Below are 19231 nucleotides of genomic sequence, written 5' to 3' on the forward strand. Positions count from 1 at the left end.
ACGGCCTGGATACGTCCCGTCCGATGCGGCGGGAGAATAGGACCATGGATCTCCAGGTACTGCGCTCCTTCCAGGCCGTGGCCGAGGGCGTGACCGTCACCGAGGCCGCGGCCACCGCGCACATCACCCAACCCGCCCTCTCCCGGGCCCTGAACCGGCTGGAGAGCGAGATCGGCGCGGAGCTCTTCCAACGGGTCGGGCGGGTCCTGCAACTCACCCCGGCCGGGCGGGTGTTCAAGGAGTACGTCGACACCGTGCTGGACAGTTACGACCGGGGCCGGCGGGCCGTGGCCGAGGTCGTCGACCCCGACAGGGGCGTGGTCTCGCTGGCCTTTCTGCACACCCTGGGCACCTGGCTCGTACCCAAACTGGTCACCGGCTTCCGGCAGCGCTTCGCCGCCGTACGGTTCGAACTGCACCAGGCCGACGAGAACGGTCTCACCCAGCACCTCCTGGACTCCACCGCGGACCTGATCATCACCGGCAAGGACCCCGGCCACCCGCTGATCACCTGGCGGCTGCTCCTGGTCGAGCCCCTCTGGCTGGCCGTCCCCGCCCGCCACCGGCTCGCGCAGCGCCGGCGGGTGCGGCTGGCCGAGGTGGCCGACGAGCAGTTCATCGTGCTCAAGCCCGGCTACGGCCTGCGCAGCGTCACCGAGACCCTGTGCCGCCAGGCCGGGTTCAGCCCCCTCGTCGGCTTCGAGGGCGAGGAGGTGGAGACCCTGCGCGGGCTGGTCGCGTCCGGTCTGGGCGTCTCCCTGATCCCGGCCGCACCGGACGCCACCGCGGCCGCGGCCACGGAGGCGAACCCGGACCTCCCCATCCGCTACCTCAGCCTCACCGACGTCCGGGCCGCCCGGGACATCGGCGTCGCCCGCCTGACCTCCCGCACCCTGCCCCCGGCCGCCCGGCGCTTCATCGAGCACGCCCTGGACACGACGGCCGGGCCGGGAGAGGCGCCCCTGCGGCACACCTGAGCACCGCACCACCGCACCACCGTGGACGATTTAACACAACACGGTTGCACTAATAACGCAACCGTGTTGTGCTGTCGGTATGACTACCCACACCTGGTTCATCACCGGCTCCTCCCGCGGCTTCGGCCGCGACCTCGCGATCGCCGCCCTGGAGGCCGGCGACAACGTCGTCGCCACCGCCCGCAGGCCCGAGCAGCTGGGAGACCTCGTCGAGAAGTACGGCGACCGCGTCCTGCCCGTCGCGCTCGACGTCACCGACCGGCCCGCCGCCGTGACCGGCCTCCGGGCGGCCGTCGACCGCTTCGGCCGGGTCGACGTCGTGGTCAACAACGCCGGATACGCCAACCTCGCCGCCGTGGAGACGACCCCCGAGGACGACTTCCGCCGCCAGTTCGACACGAACTTCTGGGGCGTCTACAACGTCTCCACCGCCGCACTCCCGATCCTCAGGGCCCAGGGCGGCGGCACCCTCGTGCAGTTCTCCTCCATCGGCGGCCGCGTCGGCGGCACCCCCGGCCTCGGCTCCTACCAGGCCGCCAAGTTCGCCGTGGACGGCTTCACCCGGGTCCTCGCCGCCGAGGCCGCGCCCTTCGGCGTCCGCTGCCTGGTCGTGGAACCCAGCGGCTTCGCCACCGACTGGGCCGGCCCCTCGATGCGGATCCCCGAGGTCGCCCCGGAGTACGACTCCACCGTGGGGGAGATGGTCCGCCTGCTCGGCGGCACCGTGTCCGCCGCCGGCGACCCCGGGCGCGCCGGCGAGATCCTGGTACGGGTCGTCAAGTCGCCGAACCCGCCGACGCACCTGCTCCTCGGTGTCAATGCCGTCGAGATGGCGCAGTACTACTCGCGCGGCCAACTGGAGGAGGCCGCCGCCTGGGAGCAGGTGAGCCGCTCGGCCGACTTCGACCAGGACTACCCGACCGAACTCCCCGACGGGGCCCGGCCGATCAGGTAGTCCACGAACAGGCCCGGCGGAAGTGTCCGGACCCTGCCCTCCCCCCTCTTACGCCTCTTACGCATCTCCCTGCCACAGCACGCCCCTTCCCCTACTTCCGCGCCGCGGTCCGGAGATCCCGGGCGGCCTCGGCGGCGGAGTAGGAGGAGGCGAAGGTGAACGCGCGGGCAGACGGTCCGTGCGCACGCAGGTCGGCCAGCCGCTCCAGGGCCTCGTCGACGGTCGGGAGGTGGCCGGCCGGGACCCACCAGAGCACCAGGTGCGCCTCGACGTGCCGTTCGAACCATTCGCGCCGCCGCCGCATCACCTCAAGGTGCTCGCTGCGGTAGGTGAAGCCCCACAGCGCCTCCGGGGTCTCCCAGACCGTCAGGTTGACGATGACGTCCTCGCCCGCCGGGCGCAGGACGGTGGCGTCGGCCGCGCCCTCCGCCACGAGCCGCCACACGAAGCCGGGTGCGCCGTCGGCAGCGGTGTTGACCGAGTCGAGCATCTCGACGAACGGCGCGACGCGCGGGTCGTCGAGGGGGTGGCGGAGCGTGGCGACATTGAGCTGGGCGAGGTGAGCGGCATACGTGGATGCGGTCATGACCTCATGTCAGCATGCCCCCATCTCTATGTCAATCGTCGTTGTTTTTAGAACTTTCGAGCACTACACAGCACCGCCCCGGCCAGGCGTCCATGCGGGCCCGGACGGGGCCATCGGTACCGATCAGCCCCTCCAGCAGCGCCAGGTTCATGCCGCAGACGAGCGGCGGAAAGCGCTCGGCGACGCCATGGAAGGGGCAGTTGCGCATCCGGACGACGACCGCCCCCTCACCCGCGCCCTCGGCGCCCCGGTCGCCTCCCGCCCGCTCCAGGTGCGGTTCGTAGCCGCGCGCGGCCAGCGTCTCCATGACCTCTTCGAGGCCGCCGCCGGGCGCCGCCGAGCCGCGCAGGGCCTCGCCGCGGCGGCGGGCGGCCGCGCAGAGTCCGGCGTCCAGTCCGGCCTGTTCGGCGGCCTCGGCGAGCAGTTCGGCGGCGGTGCGGTAGTCGCGGGCGGGCAGCGACACCGCCCGCTCCTCCAGCGCCCGCGTGTACACCTTGGCCGGACGCCCCGCCCCCGGCCCCGACCGCCCCGTCAGACGGCGGCTGCCGGTGTCGAGCAGCCCGGCCTCGGCCAGCCGGTCCAGATGGTGCGCGGCGAGCGTACGCGCCACCCCGGTCGCCTCGGCGGCCTCGTTACGGCCGACCTCACGGCCCTGCGCCGCCACGTACTCGTACAGTCGGCGTCGCACCGGATCCTGCAGCGCCGCGATCGCGTCGATGTCGTCCACCCGGTCATTCTAGGAACAACACAGGTTGGAGATAGAAACGCGGCACCGCGGAACCCCGAGGCGCCCGTCCAGGACAAAACGCCGGCGCGCCGACCGAGGCGGTCGCGGTCGCGGTCAACGGCCGGTCGCCGTCGTACACGCCGCGACGCAGGGCACGAGGCGTGTCACGGCAGCCGGACGTCTCTCCCGTCGGCTCGCCGGTCTCCGCACAGTGTGCGGAGCCGCAGCGGGCTTCATCCCGCGAACGGCGCGGAAGAGACGTCGGGCGGCAGGTTGAACGGTGTGACCACCTGGATCGCCGAGGGGAGGGTCGGGCCGTCGTCCGGCAGTGCCTGGTGGGCCCGCATGACGGTCTGGCAGGCGCGGCGTACGTCCTGGCGCAGGTCGTGGTGGAGGACGGCGGAGAGGCGGCGCTCCCGCAGAAGCCGCGTGTTGTCGTGGTCGAGGTCGTGTGCGACGAAGACGGCGCACGGCCTGTCGAGGTCGTCGAACGCGTCCAGCGTGGCGAGGTTGCCCCCGCCCATGGAGTAGACCGCGACGATGTCCTCGTCGCGCTTGAGCGCGTCGAGCACGAGGTCGCGCTGGGTGGCGTCCAGGCCGTCGCTGTCGGTGACCTCGACCAGGGAGCGCTTGGCGTCGGCGAGCCGCATGGCGCTGCGGAAGCCCATCTCGCGCTCCTCCTCGCCCCTGAAGGAACCGCGGCTGATCGTGGTCAGCACGTTTCCCGGCCGGTCGCCGAGCCATTGCTGGAGGAGGTAGGCGGCGGTGGCGCCCGCCGCGCGGTTGTCGATGCCGACGTACGCCAGGCGCGGACTGTGCGGCAGGTCGGTCACCAGCGTGACGACCGGGATGCCGGCCGCGACCAGCCGCCCGACGGCGGCGGCGATCTCCGGCAGGTCGGGGGCCTTGAGGAGCACGCCCTGCGAACCGCGCTTGGCGATCTTGTCGAGGGTGGCGGTCAGCTCCGTAGCCGAGCAGGTCTCGCGGAAGTGGAAACGTGAGCGCACGACGGCGGGGTGCAGGGAGGGAAGTTCGGCCTCCAGCGCCTCGCGTACGGCGGTGGAGAACCGCTCCGGTGCCTGCATGACGATGTCGATCATGAAGGTCCGGCCGGCGATCCGGACCTGGCTCTGCTGACGGTCCAGGTCCTTGATGGCTTCCTGTACCTCACGGATGGTGCTCTCCCGCACATTGCCCCTGCGGTTGAGGACACGGTCGACCGTGGCGGTGCTCAGCCCTGCCTGACGGGCGATTTCCCTGATCGGATAGGGGTGATGCATGGCTGATCCCCGAGGATGATGATGGATTTTTGATTCGCCGCTGAGGATTGATTGATGCGTGCGGGTTCTCAAGACTGGCAGAAAAGCAGGCACTGCGAAAGGACCCGGATGCCTTCTCCAACGACGGCGAAGCGGGCATGGCTCACCGAGGCCGACTGCGATCTCGACGCGCTCCGCTCACTCGTCGAGCAGAAGACCGACGTCGGGGACTACCCGTCGGCCGCGGGCGTGGAGCAGAACGTGCTGCTCTACGACAGCGACCGGCTCCGGAGCCTCGCGGCCACCGCCGAGGGCCGCCGGGACGTCCAGGAGGAGCTGATCCGGGCGCTGCTCGACGGACCCGGCATCGTGGTCCTCAAGGACGCGTTCGCCCAGGCGGCCGTCGTGGACCAGGTGTCCGAGGCCTTCGCCGCGCTCATCGAGGAGGAGCGCCGCCAAGGCACGGCCCGCGGCGACCACTTCGCCCGGGCCGGCGCCAACGACCGCGTCTGGAACGCCCTGGACAAGATCGCCGTACGGGCGCCGGAGGTGTTCGCCGACTACTACGCCAACGACATGCTGGCGCTGGTCGCCGAGGCCTGGCTGGGCCCCGCCTACCAGGTGACGTCGCAGGTCAACGTCGTCAATCCGGGCGGTGCCGCGCAGAGCGTGCACCGCGACTACCACCTCGGCTTCCTCTCCCAGGAGCGCGCCGCCGCCTACCCGGCGCATGTGCACCGCCTCTCCCCCGTCCTCACCCTCCAGGGCGCGGTCGCCCACTGCGACATGCCCGTCGAGTCCGGCCCGACCCTGTACCTGCCGCACTCGCAGAAGTACGAGCCGGGCTACCTCGCCTGGCGACTGCCACGGTTCGTCGAGTACTTCGGCACCCACCACGTCCAGCTCCCCCTGGACAAGGGCGACGCCGTCTTCTTCAACCCCGCGCTCTTCCACGCCGCCGGGCACAACCGGTCCACCGGCATCCGCCGGATGGCCAACCTGCTGCAGATCTCCTCCGCCTTCGGCCGCGCGATGGAGACGGTGGACCGCGAGGCGATGGCGAACGCCCTCTTCCCGGTGCTGCTGCGCCGCAAGGCCGAAGGCACCTCGGCGGAGTGGCTGCACCGGGTGGTCGCCGCCACCGCCGAGGGCTACCCGTTCCCCACCGACCTGGACCTCGACCCGCCGGTCGACGGTCTGGCCCCGCCCTCCCAGGCGGACGCCCTCTGGCAGGCGGTGACCGAGGGCTGGGCCCCCGATCGGCTGCGCCGGGAACTGCGCGCGGCCGCGGTACGCCGCCGGCACTGAAGGAGACACCGCACTCATGGGACTTTCCGAGGACCTGGTCCTGGCCGGCACCCGCCGTTCGCCCTGCCCGGGGGCGGACGCCGTCGGGGCGGGCTGGACCGCCGAGGCACGCACCCTGTCGCTGCGCGAGCACCGGCCGGTACGACTTGAGGAGGTAGGCAAGGGATGACGGACGAGCCACTGCGGATCGGTGTGCTGGGCGCGGCCCGGATCGCCGAACTGTCCATCGTGGGACCGGCCCGGGCGTGCGGTCACCGGCTGGTGGCGGTGGCCGCCCGCGACCGGGACCGGGCCGAGGCGTTCGCCGCCGCGCACGGCGTGGAACGGGTGGCCGGCTCCTATGCCGACCTGGTCGGCGACCCGGAGGTCGAGGTCGTCTACAACCCGCTGGCCAACGGCCTGCACGGGCCGTGGAACCTGGCGGCGCTCCGGGCCGGCAAACACGTGCTCACCGAGAAGCCGTCCGCGAGCAACGCCGAGGAGGCGACCGAGGTCCACCAGGCCGTCGCCCGGGCTGGCACCGTGTTCATGGAGGGCTTCCACTACCTGTTCCACCCGGTCACCCGGCGCCTGCACGAGCTGCTCGACAGCGGGGAGCTGGGCGACCTCCGGCATGTCGAGGCCATGGTCGCCATGCCCGCGCCGCCGGACAGCGACGTGCGGTGGTCGCTGCCGCTGGCCGGCGGTGCGCTGATGGACCTCGGGTGCTACAGCCTGCACGCGCTGCGGATGCTCGCCCCCTGGGCCGGCGGAGCGCCCCGGCTGGCCGGCGCCCGCGGGGGCGAGCGAACCGGGGCTGCGGGAGTCGACGAATGGCTCTACGCCGACCTGGAGTTCCCCGGCGGCGCCACCGGAACCGCCCGCTGTCACATGGCCTATCACACGTGGCAGATGAGCTGTCGCGTCGTGGGCACGCGCGGCGAGGCCACGGCGACGAACTTCGTCCAGCCGCACCTGGACGACCGGGTGGTGGTGCGTACGGCCAACGGCGAGCGCACGGAGGAACTCGGCCGCCGGTCGTCGTACACGTACCAACTGGAGGCGTTGGCGGCGCAGCTGCGGCACGGCGCACCGTCGGCGCTCGACGCCGATGACGCGCTGACCACCATGCGGCTCATCGACGCGTGCTATCGGGCGGCCGGATTCCCCGTCCGGCCGCGTACGCTGCTCCCCGCCACGGCGTGACGCAGCGGGAGGGGGCGGTACCGGACCGGTACCGCCCCCTCCCGCTGTGTGTACGGCTACCGGTACAGGGCCGGGCGTTCCGCCAGCTCGACCGCCACGCGCCGCCCCTCCCGCTGGGACAGCACACCCGCCTCGCAGACGGCCGCGGCGGCGTAACCGTCCCAGACACTCGGGCCGGTGACCTCCCCGCGACGGGTGGCGTCGACCCAGGCCTGGACCTCGCGGTCGTAGGCATCCTGGAAACGCTCGATGTAGTCCGGCGTGACACGTCCGCCCCAGCGGCCGTCGGCGCTGACCCGCGGTCCGTGCTCGTCGCCGATGCGTACGGTGCCGTGTTCGCAGACCGCCTCGGCGTGCACCTCGTAGCCGTAGCCGCAGTGCCCGAAGATCTCGACGTCGACGAGCGCGCCCGACCCGGTTTCGAAGAGGACGAACTGGGGGTCGCTCATACCGGCGGGCGCCTGTGCCGACGGTGCCGGTTTGTGCACGGTGACCGCTGTGATCTCCTGGCCGAGGAGCCAGCGTGTCACGTCCATCTCGTGCACGACCGAGTCGTTGATGAGCATCTCCTCGGTGAACCAGGTGGGCATGGCCGGGTTGCGGTGCTGTTGGTGCAGCATCAGCGTCCGGCCCAGCTTGCCTTCGTCGAGGAGCCTCTTGAGCTTCAGGTACTCGGCGTCGTACCGGCGCATGAAGCCCACCTGGACGCGCCGGTGCCCGAGCCTCTGTTCGGCCTCCAGGACGCGCAGGGCGGAGGCCGCGTCGGGGGTGAGCGGCTTCTCGCACAGCACCGGCAGGTCCCGGCGCAGGGCTTCGAGCAGAGCCGCCTCGTGGGCGGGCCCCGGTGAGGCGATGAGGACCGCGTCCACGTCCTGCGCCGCCATGGCGACCGCGGGTTCGGTGTACGCCGTGCAGCCCTCCGTCGCGTCGGCCAGCGACTTGGCCCGTTCCGCGTCGATGTCGACGACGGCCGTCACGCGTGCCCCGCTGATGACGTGGCGGAGTCTGCGCACGTGGTCCGCGCCCATCGTGCCGGTGCCGACGACGGCAACGCGCAGCGCTCGCTGAGATGACATGTTCCGGTGTCTCCCGTGGTCGTGGTCAGTTGGTGCGGGGTTCGCCGACCCGAAGTGCGTCCGCTGCGGGGAGCTCCTCGACGTCCACGCCCCGGACCTGGGACAGTTCGTGCTTGAGGGCGGCGAGTTCGGTGCCGCCGGCCATGTGGTTGGTGAGTTCCTCGAGGGTGATCTCGCTGCGCTCGGCGGAGAGTTCCAGGGTGCCCAGGCGCAGCACGCTGAAGTGGTCGCCCACCATGTAGGCGTGGTGCGGGTTGTGGGTGATGAAGATGACGCCCAGGCCGCGTTCGCGGGCGGCGGCGATGTACTTCAGCACCACCCCGGACTGCTTGACGCCGAGGGCTGCGGTGGGCTCGTCCAGGATGAGGACCCGGGCGCCGAAGTAGACGGCGCGGGCGATGGCCACACACTGGCGCTGACCGCCGGAGAGCGTGCCGATGGGCTGGTCCAGGTCGTCCAGGACGATACCCATGTTCCGCAGTTCGCGGTCGGCGGTCTCCTTCATCCTGGTGATGTCCAGACGGCGCACGGGCCAGGGGCCCCGGGTCATCTCGGAGCCGAGGAAGAAGTTCCGCCACACCGGCATCAGGGGAACGGTGGCGAGGTCCTGGTAGACGGTGGCGATGCCCTTGTCCAGGGCCTCGCGCGGGGTGGTGAAGCGCACCGGATCGCCGTCGACCAGGAAGTCGCCCTCGGTGTGCTGGTGCAACCCCGAGATGATCTTGATGAGGGTCGACTTGCCGGCCCCGTTGTCGCCCAGGACACAGGTGACCCGGCCGGGAAAGACCCTGAGGTCGACGCCGTGCAGGGCGCGGATGTTGCCGTAGGACTTGCCCGCGCCGCGCAGTGCGACGACAGGGCCGTCATGCTGCTCGGGGACGGTGTCCGCGAGGATCGCGCCGTGGGTGCCGGCCTTGCTGGTGGATGTCATCGCGTCACCTCCGGGTCGCCGTGCGGCTGACCCACAGATTGATCAGGACGGCGCCGAGCAGCATCACGCCGAGGAAGGCCTTGAACCAGTCCGGGTTCCAGCCCGCGTAGACGATGCCCTGCTGCACCATGCCGAACATGAAGGCACCGAAGACCGGGCCGATCGCCGAGCCCGCACCACCCGTCAGCAGACAGCCGCCGATCACCGCCGCGGAGATGTAGATCAGCTCCTGGCCCACGCCCTCACCGGACTGCACCGTGTTGAACGAGAACAGCTGGTGCATGCCGACGAACCAGGCACCGAAACCGACCAGCATGAACAGCGAGATCTTGGTGAAGGTCACCGGCACACCGACCGCGCGCGCCGACTCCTTGTTGCCACCGACCGCGAAGACCCAGTTGCCGTACTTCGTGCGCAGCAGCACCCAGGTGGCGATGGCCGCGAAGACCAGCCAGTAGAAAACGGTGATCTTGACCTGGACGCCGCCGACGGTGAAGGTCGAGGCGAAGATCTTCTGCGCCTGGCCGAAGCCGTCCATGTTGCTGATGTCGTCGGTGGCGACGTTGCCGGTGACCAGCTTGGTCACCGCGAGGTTGACGCCCTGGAGGATCAGGAAGCTTCCCAGGGTGATCAGGAAGCTGGGCAGACCCGTCTTGACGACCAGCCAGCCGTTCAGGAAGCCGATCGCCAGCGAGACCAACAGGGCCGCGATCACCCCCACCCAGACGTTCATGGACAGCTGGTAGGCGAGCATGGCGGCGGTGAGCGCCGAGGTGATGACGGCGACGCCTGCCGACAGGTCGAACTCGCCGCCGATCATCAGCAGGGCGACCGGCAGGGCCATGATGCCGATGGTGGAGGACTGGTAGAGCACCGTCGCCATCGAGCCGCCGTCGCGCACCGGCGGGGCCGCGATCAGGAAGAACACGTACACCGCGGCGGCACCGAGGAAGACACCCACCTCGGGCCGGGCCAACAGCCGCACAGCCGGGGACCGTTCGGCTGTCCGCCCGTCCTTCTGGTGGGCCGGCGGAGCCGGCGACGGGGAGTCCGTCGCCGGGGCCGGGCTCTGGACCGTGCTCATCACCGGGTTCCCTTCGCCGCGAACTCGGCGATCTTCGCGACGTTGGTCTTGTCGACGAAGGCCGGTCCGGTCAGCACCGGCGCCTCACCGCCGCCGCTGTAGTTGCCGTTGTTCTTGTAGAGCCACAGGGAGTCGACCGACAGGTAGCCCTGGAGGTAGGGCTGCTGGTCGACGGCCCACTGGATCTTGCCCGACTTGATGGCGCCCACCGCGTCCTTGTTGAGGTCGAACGTGGCGAGCTTGGCCTTGCCGCCCGCGTCGGCGATGGACTGGATGGCGGTCATCGCGAACGGAGCACCGAGGGTCGTCACGTAGTCGATGGACGGGTCCGTCTTGAGCTTGGCGGTGATCGTCGACTTCACGGACGGCATGTCGGTGCCGTTGACATAGAGGATGTCGGTCTTGCCCTCGAACGTCTTCTTCACCCCGGCGCAGCGGGCCTCCAGGGAGACCTGCCCCTGTTCCATGATCACGCAGACCGTGTGCTTGGCGCCGGCCTCGTTCAGCTTGCGGCCGAAGGCCTCCCCCGCGATGCTCTCGTCCTGGCCGAAGTACTCGAGCAGACCCTGCTTCTTCCAGTCGGCCACGCCGCTGTTGAAGCCGACGACGGGGATGCCGGCCTGTTCGGCCTTGGCGACCACGGCCTTCATGGCGTCCGGCTTGGCGAGGGTGACCGCTATGCCGTCGACCTTCTGGTCGATCGCGTTCTGCACCAGGCTGGCCTGGTTGGGGCCGCTGGGGTCGCTGGAGTAGACGAGCTTGACGTTGTCCTTCGCGGCTGCCGCCTCGGCGCCCTTGCGGATCGTGTCCCAGAAGGTGTCACCGGGCGCGGCGTGCGTGATCATCGCGACCGTCATACGGGCGGTGGTGGCCTTGCCGGCCGAGACGCCGCTGTCGGCTTCCTCGGCCTTCTTGCCTCCGGAGTTGCTGGAGCATCCGGCGACGAGCAGCGTGGCCGCTGCCGCTATGGCGACGACGGGGGCGATTCTGCGGGAGCGGGGGTACGACGAGCGATCCATCTTCCGGCACCTCACTGTGCGACGGGGAGGAGAAGGATGCGACTGGCTGCGCAGGCGCTACGGGACACATGCCGTTTACGCGGCTGTTTCCCATGACGAGATGGAACCGCCATGAACACCGGGGGTCAACGTTTGTAATGACATCATTTATCCATCAGGACACGATGTCAGGACATGCATCCAGCGCCGATTACGGCGCCCTTCGCACCCGAAATAGCCTGAGCCATTCCGCCTCCCTTTTTAGATGTATTAGCCACCCAGCACGCGGCCGCACGGCAGGGAAAAGGGATTCCGGGCCGACCGGAACGGGCGGGGTCAATTCCCGCACGGACGCGAATTCGACCCGGAATCGGCGAAACAGGTGGTCCGGGTACGTTTACACGGTGGCGCGCAGCACCGAACGCAGATGCTCGGCGCTTTCCCACACCTCGTCGACGGGTCCCTTTCCCGTGGGTTCCCCGGCGAGAATGGTGTCCTGTTCCAGGACGTACCAGCCGTCGTATCCGCGGGCGCCGAGATGGGTGACGATGGCCCGGACATCGACGTCACCGGCGCCGAGCGGGCGGTACATGCCTTCGCGTACGGCCTCGGTATAGGTGAGGCGGCCGGACCGGACCTTGGCGGCGAGGGCCGCGTCCACGTCCTTCATGTGGGTGTGGGCGATGCGCTCGGGTGCCTGCCGGGTCAGTTCGGCGGGGTCGGTACCGCCGATGAGCAGGTGTCCGGTGTCGAGGCAGAGGGAGATCGCCGAGTGCTCCAGGACACGGCGGACCTCGTCGCCGTTCTCGATCATCGTGCCGACGTGCGGGTGCAGGACGGCCCGGACCCCGCGTTCGGCGGCCAGCGCCGTCAGCCGGTCGAGGTTGGACAGGAGCAACCGCCAGCCGTCGGCGTCGAGTTCGGGCCGGGAGTCGTAGCCGTCCTGGCCGGTGATGGCCGACAGGACGAGGACCTCCGCGTCCGAGGCGGCGTAGCTCTCCAGGAGCTGTTCCGCCACCGGCAGCGGGTCGTGTCCGGGCACGTGCAGCAGCAGCGGGGTGAAGCCGCCGACGGCGTGCAGGTCGTGGTCGGCGAGCACCTGGGCCATGGCGCCCGGTTCCGCGGGCAGGAAGCCCTCGGGGCCGATCTCGGTGGCGGCCAGGCCGACCTCGCGCATCTCCTTCAGCACCCGTTCGGGCGTCAACTGGTAGCCCCAGCCCGGCACTTCGCACACCCCCCAGGAGATGGGCGCGCCGGCGATCCTGTCGAGCGGGGAGGTGGTCATGCTGTGGCCTTTCGGTGGTTCCATTCGAGGTCGGCGACCGCGGCGGGCGGGCGGCCCGCGAGGACGTCCGCGACGCCACGCGCCGCGTCGACGAAGGTCAGTGTCATCGCCCGGCGCGTCATACCCATCAGGTGCGGGGTGAGGACGACGTTCGGGTGGTCGAAGAGCGGGTGGTGGCGGGCCGGCTCGGGGTCGAACACGTCCAGGCCGGCGCCGGACAGCCGGCCCGTCTCCAGGGCGGCCAGGGTGGCGTCGAGGTCGAGCAGACCGCCCCGGCCGCAGTTGACGAGGATCGCTCCCGGCCTCACCCGGGCCAGCAGCTGCTCGTCCACGAGGTGCCGGGTGCCGTCGGTGAGCGGGGCGTGCAGGGTCACGACGTCGGCGGCCTCGACGAGTTCGCCCAGGTCGGCGCAGGCCACCTCGGCCGGCGGAGGGCTGAACGGGTCGTACGCGAGCGTCCGCATCCCGAACGCGGCGGCGAGTTCGCCCACCCGGCGGCCGATACGGCCGTAGCCGACGATGCCCAGGGTGGCGCCGTCCAGATCGCCGACCGGCAGGGTGGCGCGCTCGGCCCAGCGGCCCTCGCGCACCAGCTCGGTCAGCGGATTCAGCCGCTTGGTCAGATGGAGCGCCATGGCGAGGACTCCCTCGGCCACCGCCCGGCTGCCGCTGTTCGGGGTGACGACGACGGCGATCCCGCGGGCGGAGGCCGCCGCCACGTCGACCAGCTCGACGCCCACCCCGGTGCGGGCGATGACCCGCAGCCGTGGCATCCGCGCGAGGAGGTCCCCGTCGACCTGCCGGTCCGCGCGGACGATGGCCCCCGCGGCGACCGCGAGATCGCCGGGCGTGGGGTCGGTGACGAAGGTGACCCGCTCGCCGAGGACGGGGATCACCGTGTCGGCGTCGACCGGCCCGAGGGCCACTACGACATGCTCGGCAGGCATACGATCAACTCCGCGCCGGATGACCGAAGGTCGCGCCGGGTACCGCGAGCACCGACTGCCAGGAGCCGCTCTCGGCGGAGGCGGCGGCCGCCGCGATCACCTCGGCGACGGCGTGCGCGTCCTCGATCGTCGAGTGGTGGTGCTCGATGCCGGCGACGGCGGCGAGGAACTTCTTGGCCTCGATGACCTTCAGGTCGTCGTAGCCCATGCTGTTGCCGGGGCCCGGCTGGAAGCCGGCGTAGTCGCCCATGTGACCGTTGCCGAGGACGGTGGTGTAGCCCTGGTGGGGGCCGCTGCGGTCGAGGGCGACGCGCAGTTCGTTCATGCGCTCGAAGTTCCAGGTGACCGAGCCGTCGGTGCCGTAGACCTCGAAGCCGATGCCGCACTGCGGGCCGACGATGACGCGGGACGCCTCCAGGGTGCCGACGGCTCCCCCGCCGAAGCGGACGAGGGCGGCGGTGTAGTCGTCGTTCTCGACCCGCGCCATCTCACCGCCGTCGATCACCGCGAAGTGCGTGCCGGAGCCCATGGGCAGCAGCGGGCGCTCGGTGTAGACGGTGCTGGTGAGCGCGGAGACCTCGTCGATCGGGGCCACGACGTAGCTGACGAGGTCCACGACGTGGCTCATCAGGTCGCCGAGCGCGCCGTGTCCGGCCAGGTCCCGCTTGAAGCGCCAGGACAGGGCGGCCCTGGGCTCGGAGGCGTAGCCGGAGAAGAAGGTGGCGCGGACGTTGGTGATCCGGCCGAGCCTGCCCTCGGCGATCAGTTGGCGGGCCCGCTCGACGGCGGGGGCGTGCCGGTAGTTGTAGCCGATGGAGGTGACCACGCCGGCGGCCCGGGCCGCGGCGGCGACCTCGGCGGTCTCCTCGGCGCCGCGTCCGACGGGCTTCTCGATCCAGAACGGCTTGCCGGCCTTGGCGGCGGCGATGCCGATCTCGTGGTGGAGGAGGTTCGGCGCGCAGATCGAGACGACCTCGACGTCCGGATCGTCGAGGACGGCACGGTAGTCGGTCGTGGCCTTCTCGTAGCCGAGGACGTCACGGGCGTACGCGGCGCGGTCCTCGGCGGTGTCGGCGGCGTGCACGAGGCGGGGCCTGATACCCAGCTCGGGATAGACGGAGGGCAGCTCCCGGTAGGCACGGCTGTGCAGCTTGCCCATCCAGCCGACGCTGATCAGGCCGACACCGATCTCCCGTGCGGGAGCGGGGGTGAATGAGGTCATGGGTTTCTCCTACGAGCCAACGGAACGGGTCGACTGAACTCGGCTGCGGTTCCACAGCGCCCTGAAGGCGCGGGGCTGTGACATGTGCGGCTCCGCCGCGTGGGCGCTGCCGGCAACACCTCGCGGCACCCGGAGCGCAGCGCCTAACGCTGAGCCCGGGCCTCGCCCAGCGCCGCGGACACCGCGGCGGCGAGCAGCGTGGTGTCGGAGCCGATGCCGACGAACGTCCAGCCCTCGGCGAGTTGGGCGGCGGCCGCCCTACCGTCCGATACGAGCAGGCCGCAGGCCTTGCCCCGGCCGGCGGCGGCCTTGCGGACACGTTCCAGGGCCTCCCGGTAGACGGGGGCGGTGAAGTCGCCGGGCACGCCGAGGTCGTGGCTGAGGTCGCGGGGGCCGACGAACAGCACGTCGGCGCCGTCCAGGGCCGCGATCTCCTCGACGTCGCCCAGCGCGCTCGCCGACTCGATCTGGATCACGCCGAGGATCTCGCCCTCCCGGTCCAGGGCCGCGGGGTCGAGTCCGAAGCGGCAGGCCCGGTTGTAGGTGGCCACACCGCGGTCGCCCGCGGGCGGGTACCTCAGGTGCCGTAGCGCTTCGCGTACTTCGGCCGCCGTGTCGAGGCGGGGCAGCATGACGCCCGCGACGCCCAGGTCGAGGACGCGGCCGATGCGGATACGGGCGGCGGACTCGACGCGTACGACGGTCGGTACGCCGTACGCGGCGGCGGCCGGGACGGTCGTACGGACCTGCTCCTCTCCCCCGGCGCCGTGTTCGAGGTCGAGCAGTACCCAGTCGACGCCGGCGGCGGCGCACACCTCGGCCGTGACCGGGGAGGCGCTGCCGACGAAGGTGCCCACCGTGGGCTCACCGGCGGCGAGCCGGGCGCGCAGCCGGCCGTGGTCCAGGATCGAGCGGGTCATCCGTACCACCTCTGGGAAGCCAGGCCTTCCTCGTACTCATGGCGCAGCCGCGCGACCGTCTCCTGCTCGGAGACCTCCGCCGGGGCCACGTCCCACCACACGCCCGCACCGGGGAGGTCGGCGTGCGGGATCACGGGGACGACGAGGACGACGGGTCCGTCGTGGTCCCGGGTGCCGGCCAGGGCGGCCCGCACCTCGTCGGCGGTGGTGGCGCGGATCGCGCGGGCGCCGAGGCCCTCCGCCGTCTTGACGAGGTCGACCTGGAGGTAGCCGCCCTCCAGGCGGGCGGGCTTCCCGGAGCCGATCTCCAGGCTGCCGTCCCGGTAGCGGAACTCGTTGCCGAACTCCCGTCCGCTGCGCCCCATCTGGAGGCGGTGGATGACCTGGTACCCGTGGTTCTCCGGGATCACGATGGTGACCGGCAGCTTCTCCTGTGCGGCGGTGACCAGTTCGGTCGGCGCCATGAGGAAGGTGCCGTCGCCCAGCAGGGACAGCACCCGCTTCGACGGGTCCGGCTCGGCGAGGCGGACGCCGATCGCGGCGGGCAGTTCGTAGCCCATGCAGGAGAAGCCGAACTCCAGGTGCGCGAAGCGGCCTTCGGTGGCGTCCCACACCTTCTGCAGGTCGCCGGGCGGGCCGCCGGCGGCGGCGATGATCGTGTCGCCGGACCGGGCGTGCTCCTGCAGCAGCCCGATCAACTGGCCCTGGGTGAGCACGGCGTCGGTGTCGCTCACGATGTCGGTGTCCGCGGGCAGCGACGCCAGGTCGAAGGGGGTGTCCGGGTCGAGGGCGGCGGCCCGCTCGGCCTGCCACCGCGCGTCCAGCGCACGCACCTTCTCCTGCCAACCCGCGGACGTGGTGGTGCCGTTCGCGCGTACGGCGTCCGTCAGCGCGGCGAGCGCCCGCTTGGCGTCGGCGACGATGCCGGTGGCGCCCACGCGGTTCGCGTCGTGCGCGTTGACGTTGATGCTCGCGAAGCGCACGTCGGGGTTCTGGAAGAGGGAGTGCGAGGCGGTCGCGAAGTCGGTCAGGCGCGAGCCCACGGTGAGGACGAAGTCGGCTTCCCGGGCGAGGGCGTTGACGGCCTGGGTGCCTTCGAGGCCGATACCGCCCAGCTGCCACCAGGCCCGGCGCTGCACCGCGCCCTTGCCGGCGAACGTCTCCGCCACGGGGATCCCCGCCGCGTCGGCCAGCGCCTCCAGTTCCTCGCCGGCACCGGAGTACACGACCCCGCCACCGGCGATGATCATCGGCTTCTCCGCCTCGGCGAGCATCCGCGCCACCACCGCGACCTCGTCGCCGTCCGGCGCCGGACGGCGGATCGGCCAGTCCCGCTCGGCGAAGAACTCCACCGGATAGTCGTACGCGTGGGACTGGATGTCCTGCGGCAGGGAGACGACGACCGCGCCGGTGTCCACGTCGGTGAGCGCCCGCATCGCCGCGGGCAGCGCGGTCAGCAGCTGCTCGGGGCGGGTGATGCGGTCGAAGAAGCGGGAGACGGGCCGGAAGGCGTCGTTGACCGAGGCGTCGGCCTCGACGGGGTGCTGCAGCTGCTGGAGCACGGGCCCCTGGTGGCGGGTCGCGTAGGTGTCGCCCGGCAGCAGCAGGACGGGCAGCCGGTTGACGGTGGCCAGGCCCGCGCCGGTCACCATGTTCAGGGCGCCGGGCCCGATGGAGGCGGTCACGGCGAGGGTGGCGTGCCTGCGCATGGCCTTGCCGTAGGCGGTCGCGATGTGGACGAGGGCCTGCTCGTTGCGGCCCTGGACGAAGGGGAGTCGGTCGCTGAGCTGGTCGAGGGCCTGGCCCAGGCCGGCCACGTTGCCGTGGCCGAAGATGCCGAGCGCGGCCGGTATGAGGCGGCGGCGGTGGCCGTCGGCCACGGAGTACTGCCGGGAGAGGTAGGTGACGACGGCCTGGGCGACGGTGAGGCGCACCGTGCGCTGTCGCGTCCGGTCAGTCATGAGTCGGCTCCTGATCAGGGGTACGGGGCAGGGTCACCAGGGACGGCCGTGCAGCACGATCGTCTTGACCTCGGTCATCTCGCCGACCGCGGCGCGGGGGCCTTCCTTGCCGTAGCCGCTGCCCTTGAGGCCGCCGTACGGCATCAGGTCGGCGCGCCACAGCGGCGTCCAGTTGATGTGGACGGAACCGGCGTCGATCTCCCGGACGGCCCGGACCGCTCCGGCGATGTCGGAGGTGAAGATGCCGGCGCCGAGGCCGTAGGCGGTGCCGTTGGCCTGCGCGAGGGCGGACTCCCAGTCCTCCGCCGAGCTGACGGCGACCGCCGGGCCGAACAACTCCTGCTGGCTGAACGGGGATTCGGGGTCGACGTCGGCGACGACGGCGGGCTGCACCACCGCTCCGTCGCGCTCCCCGCCGGTCAGGACCCGGGCCCCGTCCGCGCCGGCCCGGGCGATGGCCCGCTCGACGCGCTCCGCCTCGGTGTCGGTGATGAGGGCGCCCATCGTGGTGTCCGGGGAGGCGGGGTCGCCGGTGCGGATGGCCCGGACCTTGGGGACGAGGGCGTCCAGGAAGTCGCCGGTCACGGCGGGGTGCGTGATGACCCGCTGGACGGAGATGCACACCTGTCCGGCGTTGACGTATCCGCCTGCCGCGACCGCGCTCGCCGCGGCCTCGATGTCGGCGTCGGGCAGCACCACGACCGGGCAGGACGCGCCCAGCTCCAGGGACAGCTTCTTCACCCCGGCGACCCGGGAGATGTGCTCGCCGGTGGCCGTCGAGCCGGTGAAGGAGATCTTGCGGACGCGGGGGTCGGCGACAAGGGCGTCGCCGAGCACCGAGCCGGAGCCGACGAGTACCGAGAGCACCCCCTCCGGCAGCCCCGCGTCCACGAAGCACCCGGCGAGTTCGAGGGCGGTCAGGGGGGTGCTGGTGGCCGGCTTGAGGATCACCGCGTTGCCCGCCGCCAGGGCCGGGGCGAGCTTGTGCAGGACCAGCAGCGCCGGGTAGTTGAACGGCGTGATCGCCACGACGATCCCGCAGGGCTGGCGCAGCGTGAAGCCGATCTTGTCCTGTCCGGTGCCGCGGTTGGCGTCGAGCGGGAGCGTCTCGCCGTAGAGCTGGGTCCCCTCGAAGGCGGCGAGCCGGATCAGGTCACCGGAGCGGGACGCCTCACCGGTGGCCTCGGTGATGGTCTTCCCGGACTCCGCGCTGATGGTCCGCGCGGTCTTCGGGGCGCGCTCGTCGGCGAGTTCCGCGGCGCGCAGCAGGATCCGCATCCGCTCGTGGGCGGGCGTACGGCGCCAGACGGCCGCGCCCCGCTCCGCCGCGGCGAGTGCCGCCTCGACGTCCTCGGTCCCGGCGAGCGCCACGGTGCCCACCGTCGAGCCGTCGAACGGCGACGTGACCTCCCGAGTCCGCGCGGTTCCCCTGGCCGTCTGCCAGCGACTGCCGATCAGCAACTCCACGGGCGCCATTGCCCTCTCCCTTCAGGAAGCCGTCAGAACACGGCCGCGATCGACGCCTCCGCGGATACCAGGGGTGTCGCACAGCCAACGGCCAGGCCGTTTACGTGCTCGCAACGCTAGGTCCGCGAGGAAGGGTTGCGAAGCCCCCGAAACCATCATTTCGCCGTCAAGCCAGCCATCAATTCTCCATCATCACGACGCCGGCCCTGCCCCCGTCTCACGGTCCGCGGCGGACACCCAGGTCACCCAGGTCACCGAGGCCGTCCGCGGCGAGGGCGGCCCGCAGGAACACACACGGGACATGGCCGCGCCGAAATCGGAGTGCCGGGGACGCCGCCGCCTG

18 protein-coding genes are annotated in these 19231 nt (G+C 71.5%); 5 read left to right on the forward strand and 13 right to left on the reverse strand.

All coding sequences use genetic code 11. The features are described from left to right. The first annotated feature begins 44 nt into the window (after positions 1 to 44). A complete protein-coding gene (locus tag ACGFZQ_RS18485) occupies positions 45 to 977 on the forward strand; it encodes a LysR family transcriptional regulator (protein ID WP_393841267.1) in 933 nt (310 codons plus the stop codon). Positions 978 to 1056: 79 nt separating this feature from the next. Continuing rightward, positions 1057 to 1932, forward strand: coding sequence for an SDR family NAD(P)-dependent oxidoreductase (locus ACGFZQ_RS18490; RefSeq protein WP_393841268.1), 876 nt, complete (start codon positions 1057 to 1059; stop codon positions 1930 to 1932). Positions 1933 to 2023: 91 nt separating this feature from the next. Here the strand turns inward: ACGFZQ_RS18490 and ACGFZQ_RS18495 are convergent, their stop codons facing one another. The 3 genes from ACGFZQ_RS18495 to ACGFZQ_RS18505 form a co-directional block, all read right to left on the reverse strand. Next, the gene (locus tag ACGFZQ_RS18495; RefSeq protein WP_393841269.1) at positions 2024 to 2518 is read right to left on the reverse strand and encodes a DUF3291 domain-containing protein; all 495 of its coding nucleotides are present in this window, start codon (positions 2516 to 2518) and stop codon (positions 2024 to 2026) included. A 31-nt stretch (positions 2519 to 2549) separates the two neighbouring features. Continuing rightward, on the reverse strand, positions 2550 to 3245 hold the full coding sequence (locus tag ACGFZQ_RS18500) for a helix-turn-helix transcriptional regulator (protein WP_393841270.1): 696 nt from the start codon (positions 3243 to 3245) through the stop codon (positions 2550 to 2552). Between the two features lie 233 nt (positions 3246 to 3478). Further along, positions 3479 to 4525 carry a LacI family DNA-binding transcriptional regulator gene (locus tag ACGFZQ_RS18505; RefSeq protein WP_351748571.1) on the reverse strand — a complete coding sequence of 349 codons (1047 nt, stop codon included), beginning with the start codon at positions 4523 to 4525 and terminating at the stop codon, positions 3479 to 3481. A 108-nt stretch (positions 4526 to 4633) separates the two neighbouring features. On the opposite strand from ACGFZQ_RS18505, the gene ACGFZQ_RS18510 reads away from it, so the two are divergent. Genes ACGFZQ_RS18510 through ACGFZQ_RS18520 form a run of 3 tightly spaced genes read left to right on the forward strand, consistent with a single transcriptional unit; the run spans position 4634 to position 6997 of the window. Next, the gene (locus ACGFZQ_RS18510) at positions 4634 to 5812 is read left to right on the forward strand and encodes a phytanoyl-CoA dioxygenase family protein (protein ID WP_393841271.1); all 1179 of its coding nucleotides are present in this window, start codon (positions 4634 to 4636) and stop codon (positions 5810 to 5812) included. A 16-nt stretch (positions 5813 to 5828) separates the two neighbouring features. Next, the gene (locus ACGFZQ_RS18515; RefSeq protein WP_393841272.1) at positions 5829 to 5981 is read left to right on the forward strand and encodes a hypothetical protein; all 153 of its coding nucleotides are present in this window, start codon (positions 5829 to 5831) and stop codon (positions 5979 to 5981) included. Then, positions 5978 to 6997, forward strand: a complete 1020-nt coding sequence (locus ACGFZQ_RS18520) for a Gfo/Idh/MocA family protein (protein WP_393841273.1) — start codon at positions 5978 to 5980, stop codon at positions 6995 to 6997. Before ACGFZQ_RS18515 ends, ACGFZQ_RS18520 begins: the two co-directional genes overlap by 4 nt. 56 nt (positions 6998 to 7053) lie before the next feature. Here ACGFZQ_RS18520 and ACGFZQ_RS18525 read toward each other — a convergent pair whose 3' ends face one another. The 10 genes from ACGFZQ_RS18525 to ACGFZQ_RS18570 form a co-directional block, all read right to left on the reverse strand. Continuing rightward, positions 7054 to 8073, reverse strand: coding sequence for a Gfo/Idh/MocA family protein (locus ACGFZQ_RS18525; protein WP_393841274.1), 1020 nt, complete (start codon positions 8071 to 8073; stop codon positions 7054 to 7056). Positions 8074 to 8098: 25 nt separating this feature from the next. Further along, complete coding sequence (locus tag ACGFZQ_RS18530; RefSeq protein ID WP_393841275.1) at positions 8099 to 9004, reverse strand: ATP-binding cassette domain-containing protein; 906 nt, start codon at positions 9002 to 9004, stop codon at positions 8099 to 8101. 4 nt (positions 9005 to 9008) lie between these two features. Beyond that, on the reverse strand, positions 9009 to 10088 hold the full coding sequence (locus tag ACGFZQ_RS18535) for an ABC transporter permease (RefSeq protein ID WP_393841276.1): 1080 nt from the start codon (positions 10086 to 10088) through the stop codon (positions 9009 to 9011). Beyond that, the gene (locus ACGFZQ_RS18540) at positions 10088 to 11107 is read right to left on the reverse strand and encodes a sugar ABC transporter substrate-binding protein (RefSeq protein WP_351739234.1); all 1020 of its coding nucleotides are present in this window, start codon (positions 11105 to 11107) and stop codon (positions 10088 to 10090) included. The genes ACGFZQ_RS18535 and ACGFZQ_RS18540 overlap by 1 nt, the downstream gene beginning before the upstream one ends. Before the next feature lie 376 nt (positions 11108 to 11483). Continuing rightward, positions 11484 to 12371 carry a sugar phosphate isomerase/epimerase family protein gene (locus tag ACGFZQ_RS18545; RefSeq protein WP_393841277.1) on the reverse strand — a complete coding sequence of 296 codons (888 nt, stop codon included), beginning with the start codon at positions 12369 to 12371 and terminating at the stop codon, positions 11484 to 11486. Beyond that, positions 12368 to 13318, reverse strand: a complete 951-nt coding sequence (locus ACGFZQ_RS18550) for an NAD(P)-dependent oxidoreductase (RefSeq protein ID WP_393841278.1) — start codon at positions 13316 to 13318, stop codon at positions 12368 to 12370. The genes ACGFZQ_RS18545 and ACGFZQ_RS18550 overlap by 4 nt, the downstream gene beginning before the upstream one ends. Before the next feature lie 4 nt (positions 13319 to 13322). After that, positions 13323 to 14540: a Gfo/Idh/MocA family protein gene (locus tag ACGFZQ_RS18555; protein ID WP_393841279.1), complete on the reverse strand. Its 1218-nt coding sequence runs from the start codon at positions 14538 to 14540 to the stop codon at positions 13323 to 13325. Positions 14541 to 14683: 143 nt separating this feature from the next. Then, complete coding sequence (locus ACGFZQ_RS18560) at positions 14684 to 15460, reverse strand: HpcH/HpaI aldolase/citrate lyase family protein (protein ID WP_393841280.1); 777 nt, start codon at positions 15458 to 15460, stop codon at positions 14684 to 14686. Beyond that, a complete protein-coding gene (gene iolD / locus ACGFZQ_RS18565; protein ID WP_393841281.1) occupies positions 15457 to 17421 on the reverse strand; it encodes a 3D-(3,5/4)-trihydroxycyclohexane-1,2-dione acylhydrolase (decyclizing) in 1965 nt (654 codons plus the stop codon). Before iolD ends, ACGFZQ_RS18560 begins: the two co-directional genes overlap by 4 nt. 33 nt (positions 17422 to 17454) lie before the next feature. Continuing rightward, a complete protein-coding gene (locus ACGFZQ_RS18570; protein ID WP_393841282.1) occupies positions 17455 to 18897 on the reverse strand; it encodes an aldehyde dehydrogenase family protein in 1443 nt (480 codons plus the stop codon). Positions 18898 to 19231: the final 334 nt, after the last annotated feature.

The organism is Streptomyces sp. NPDC048254 (assembly GCF_043201895.1).
In the GTDB taxonomy this organism is placed as follows: Bacteria; Actinomycetota; Actinomycetes; order Streptomycetales; family Streptomycetaceae; genus Streptomyces.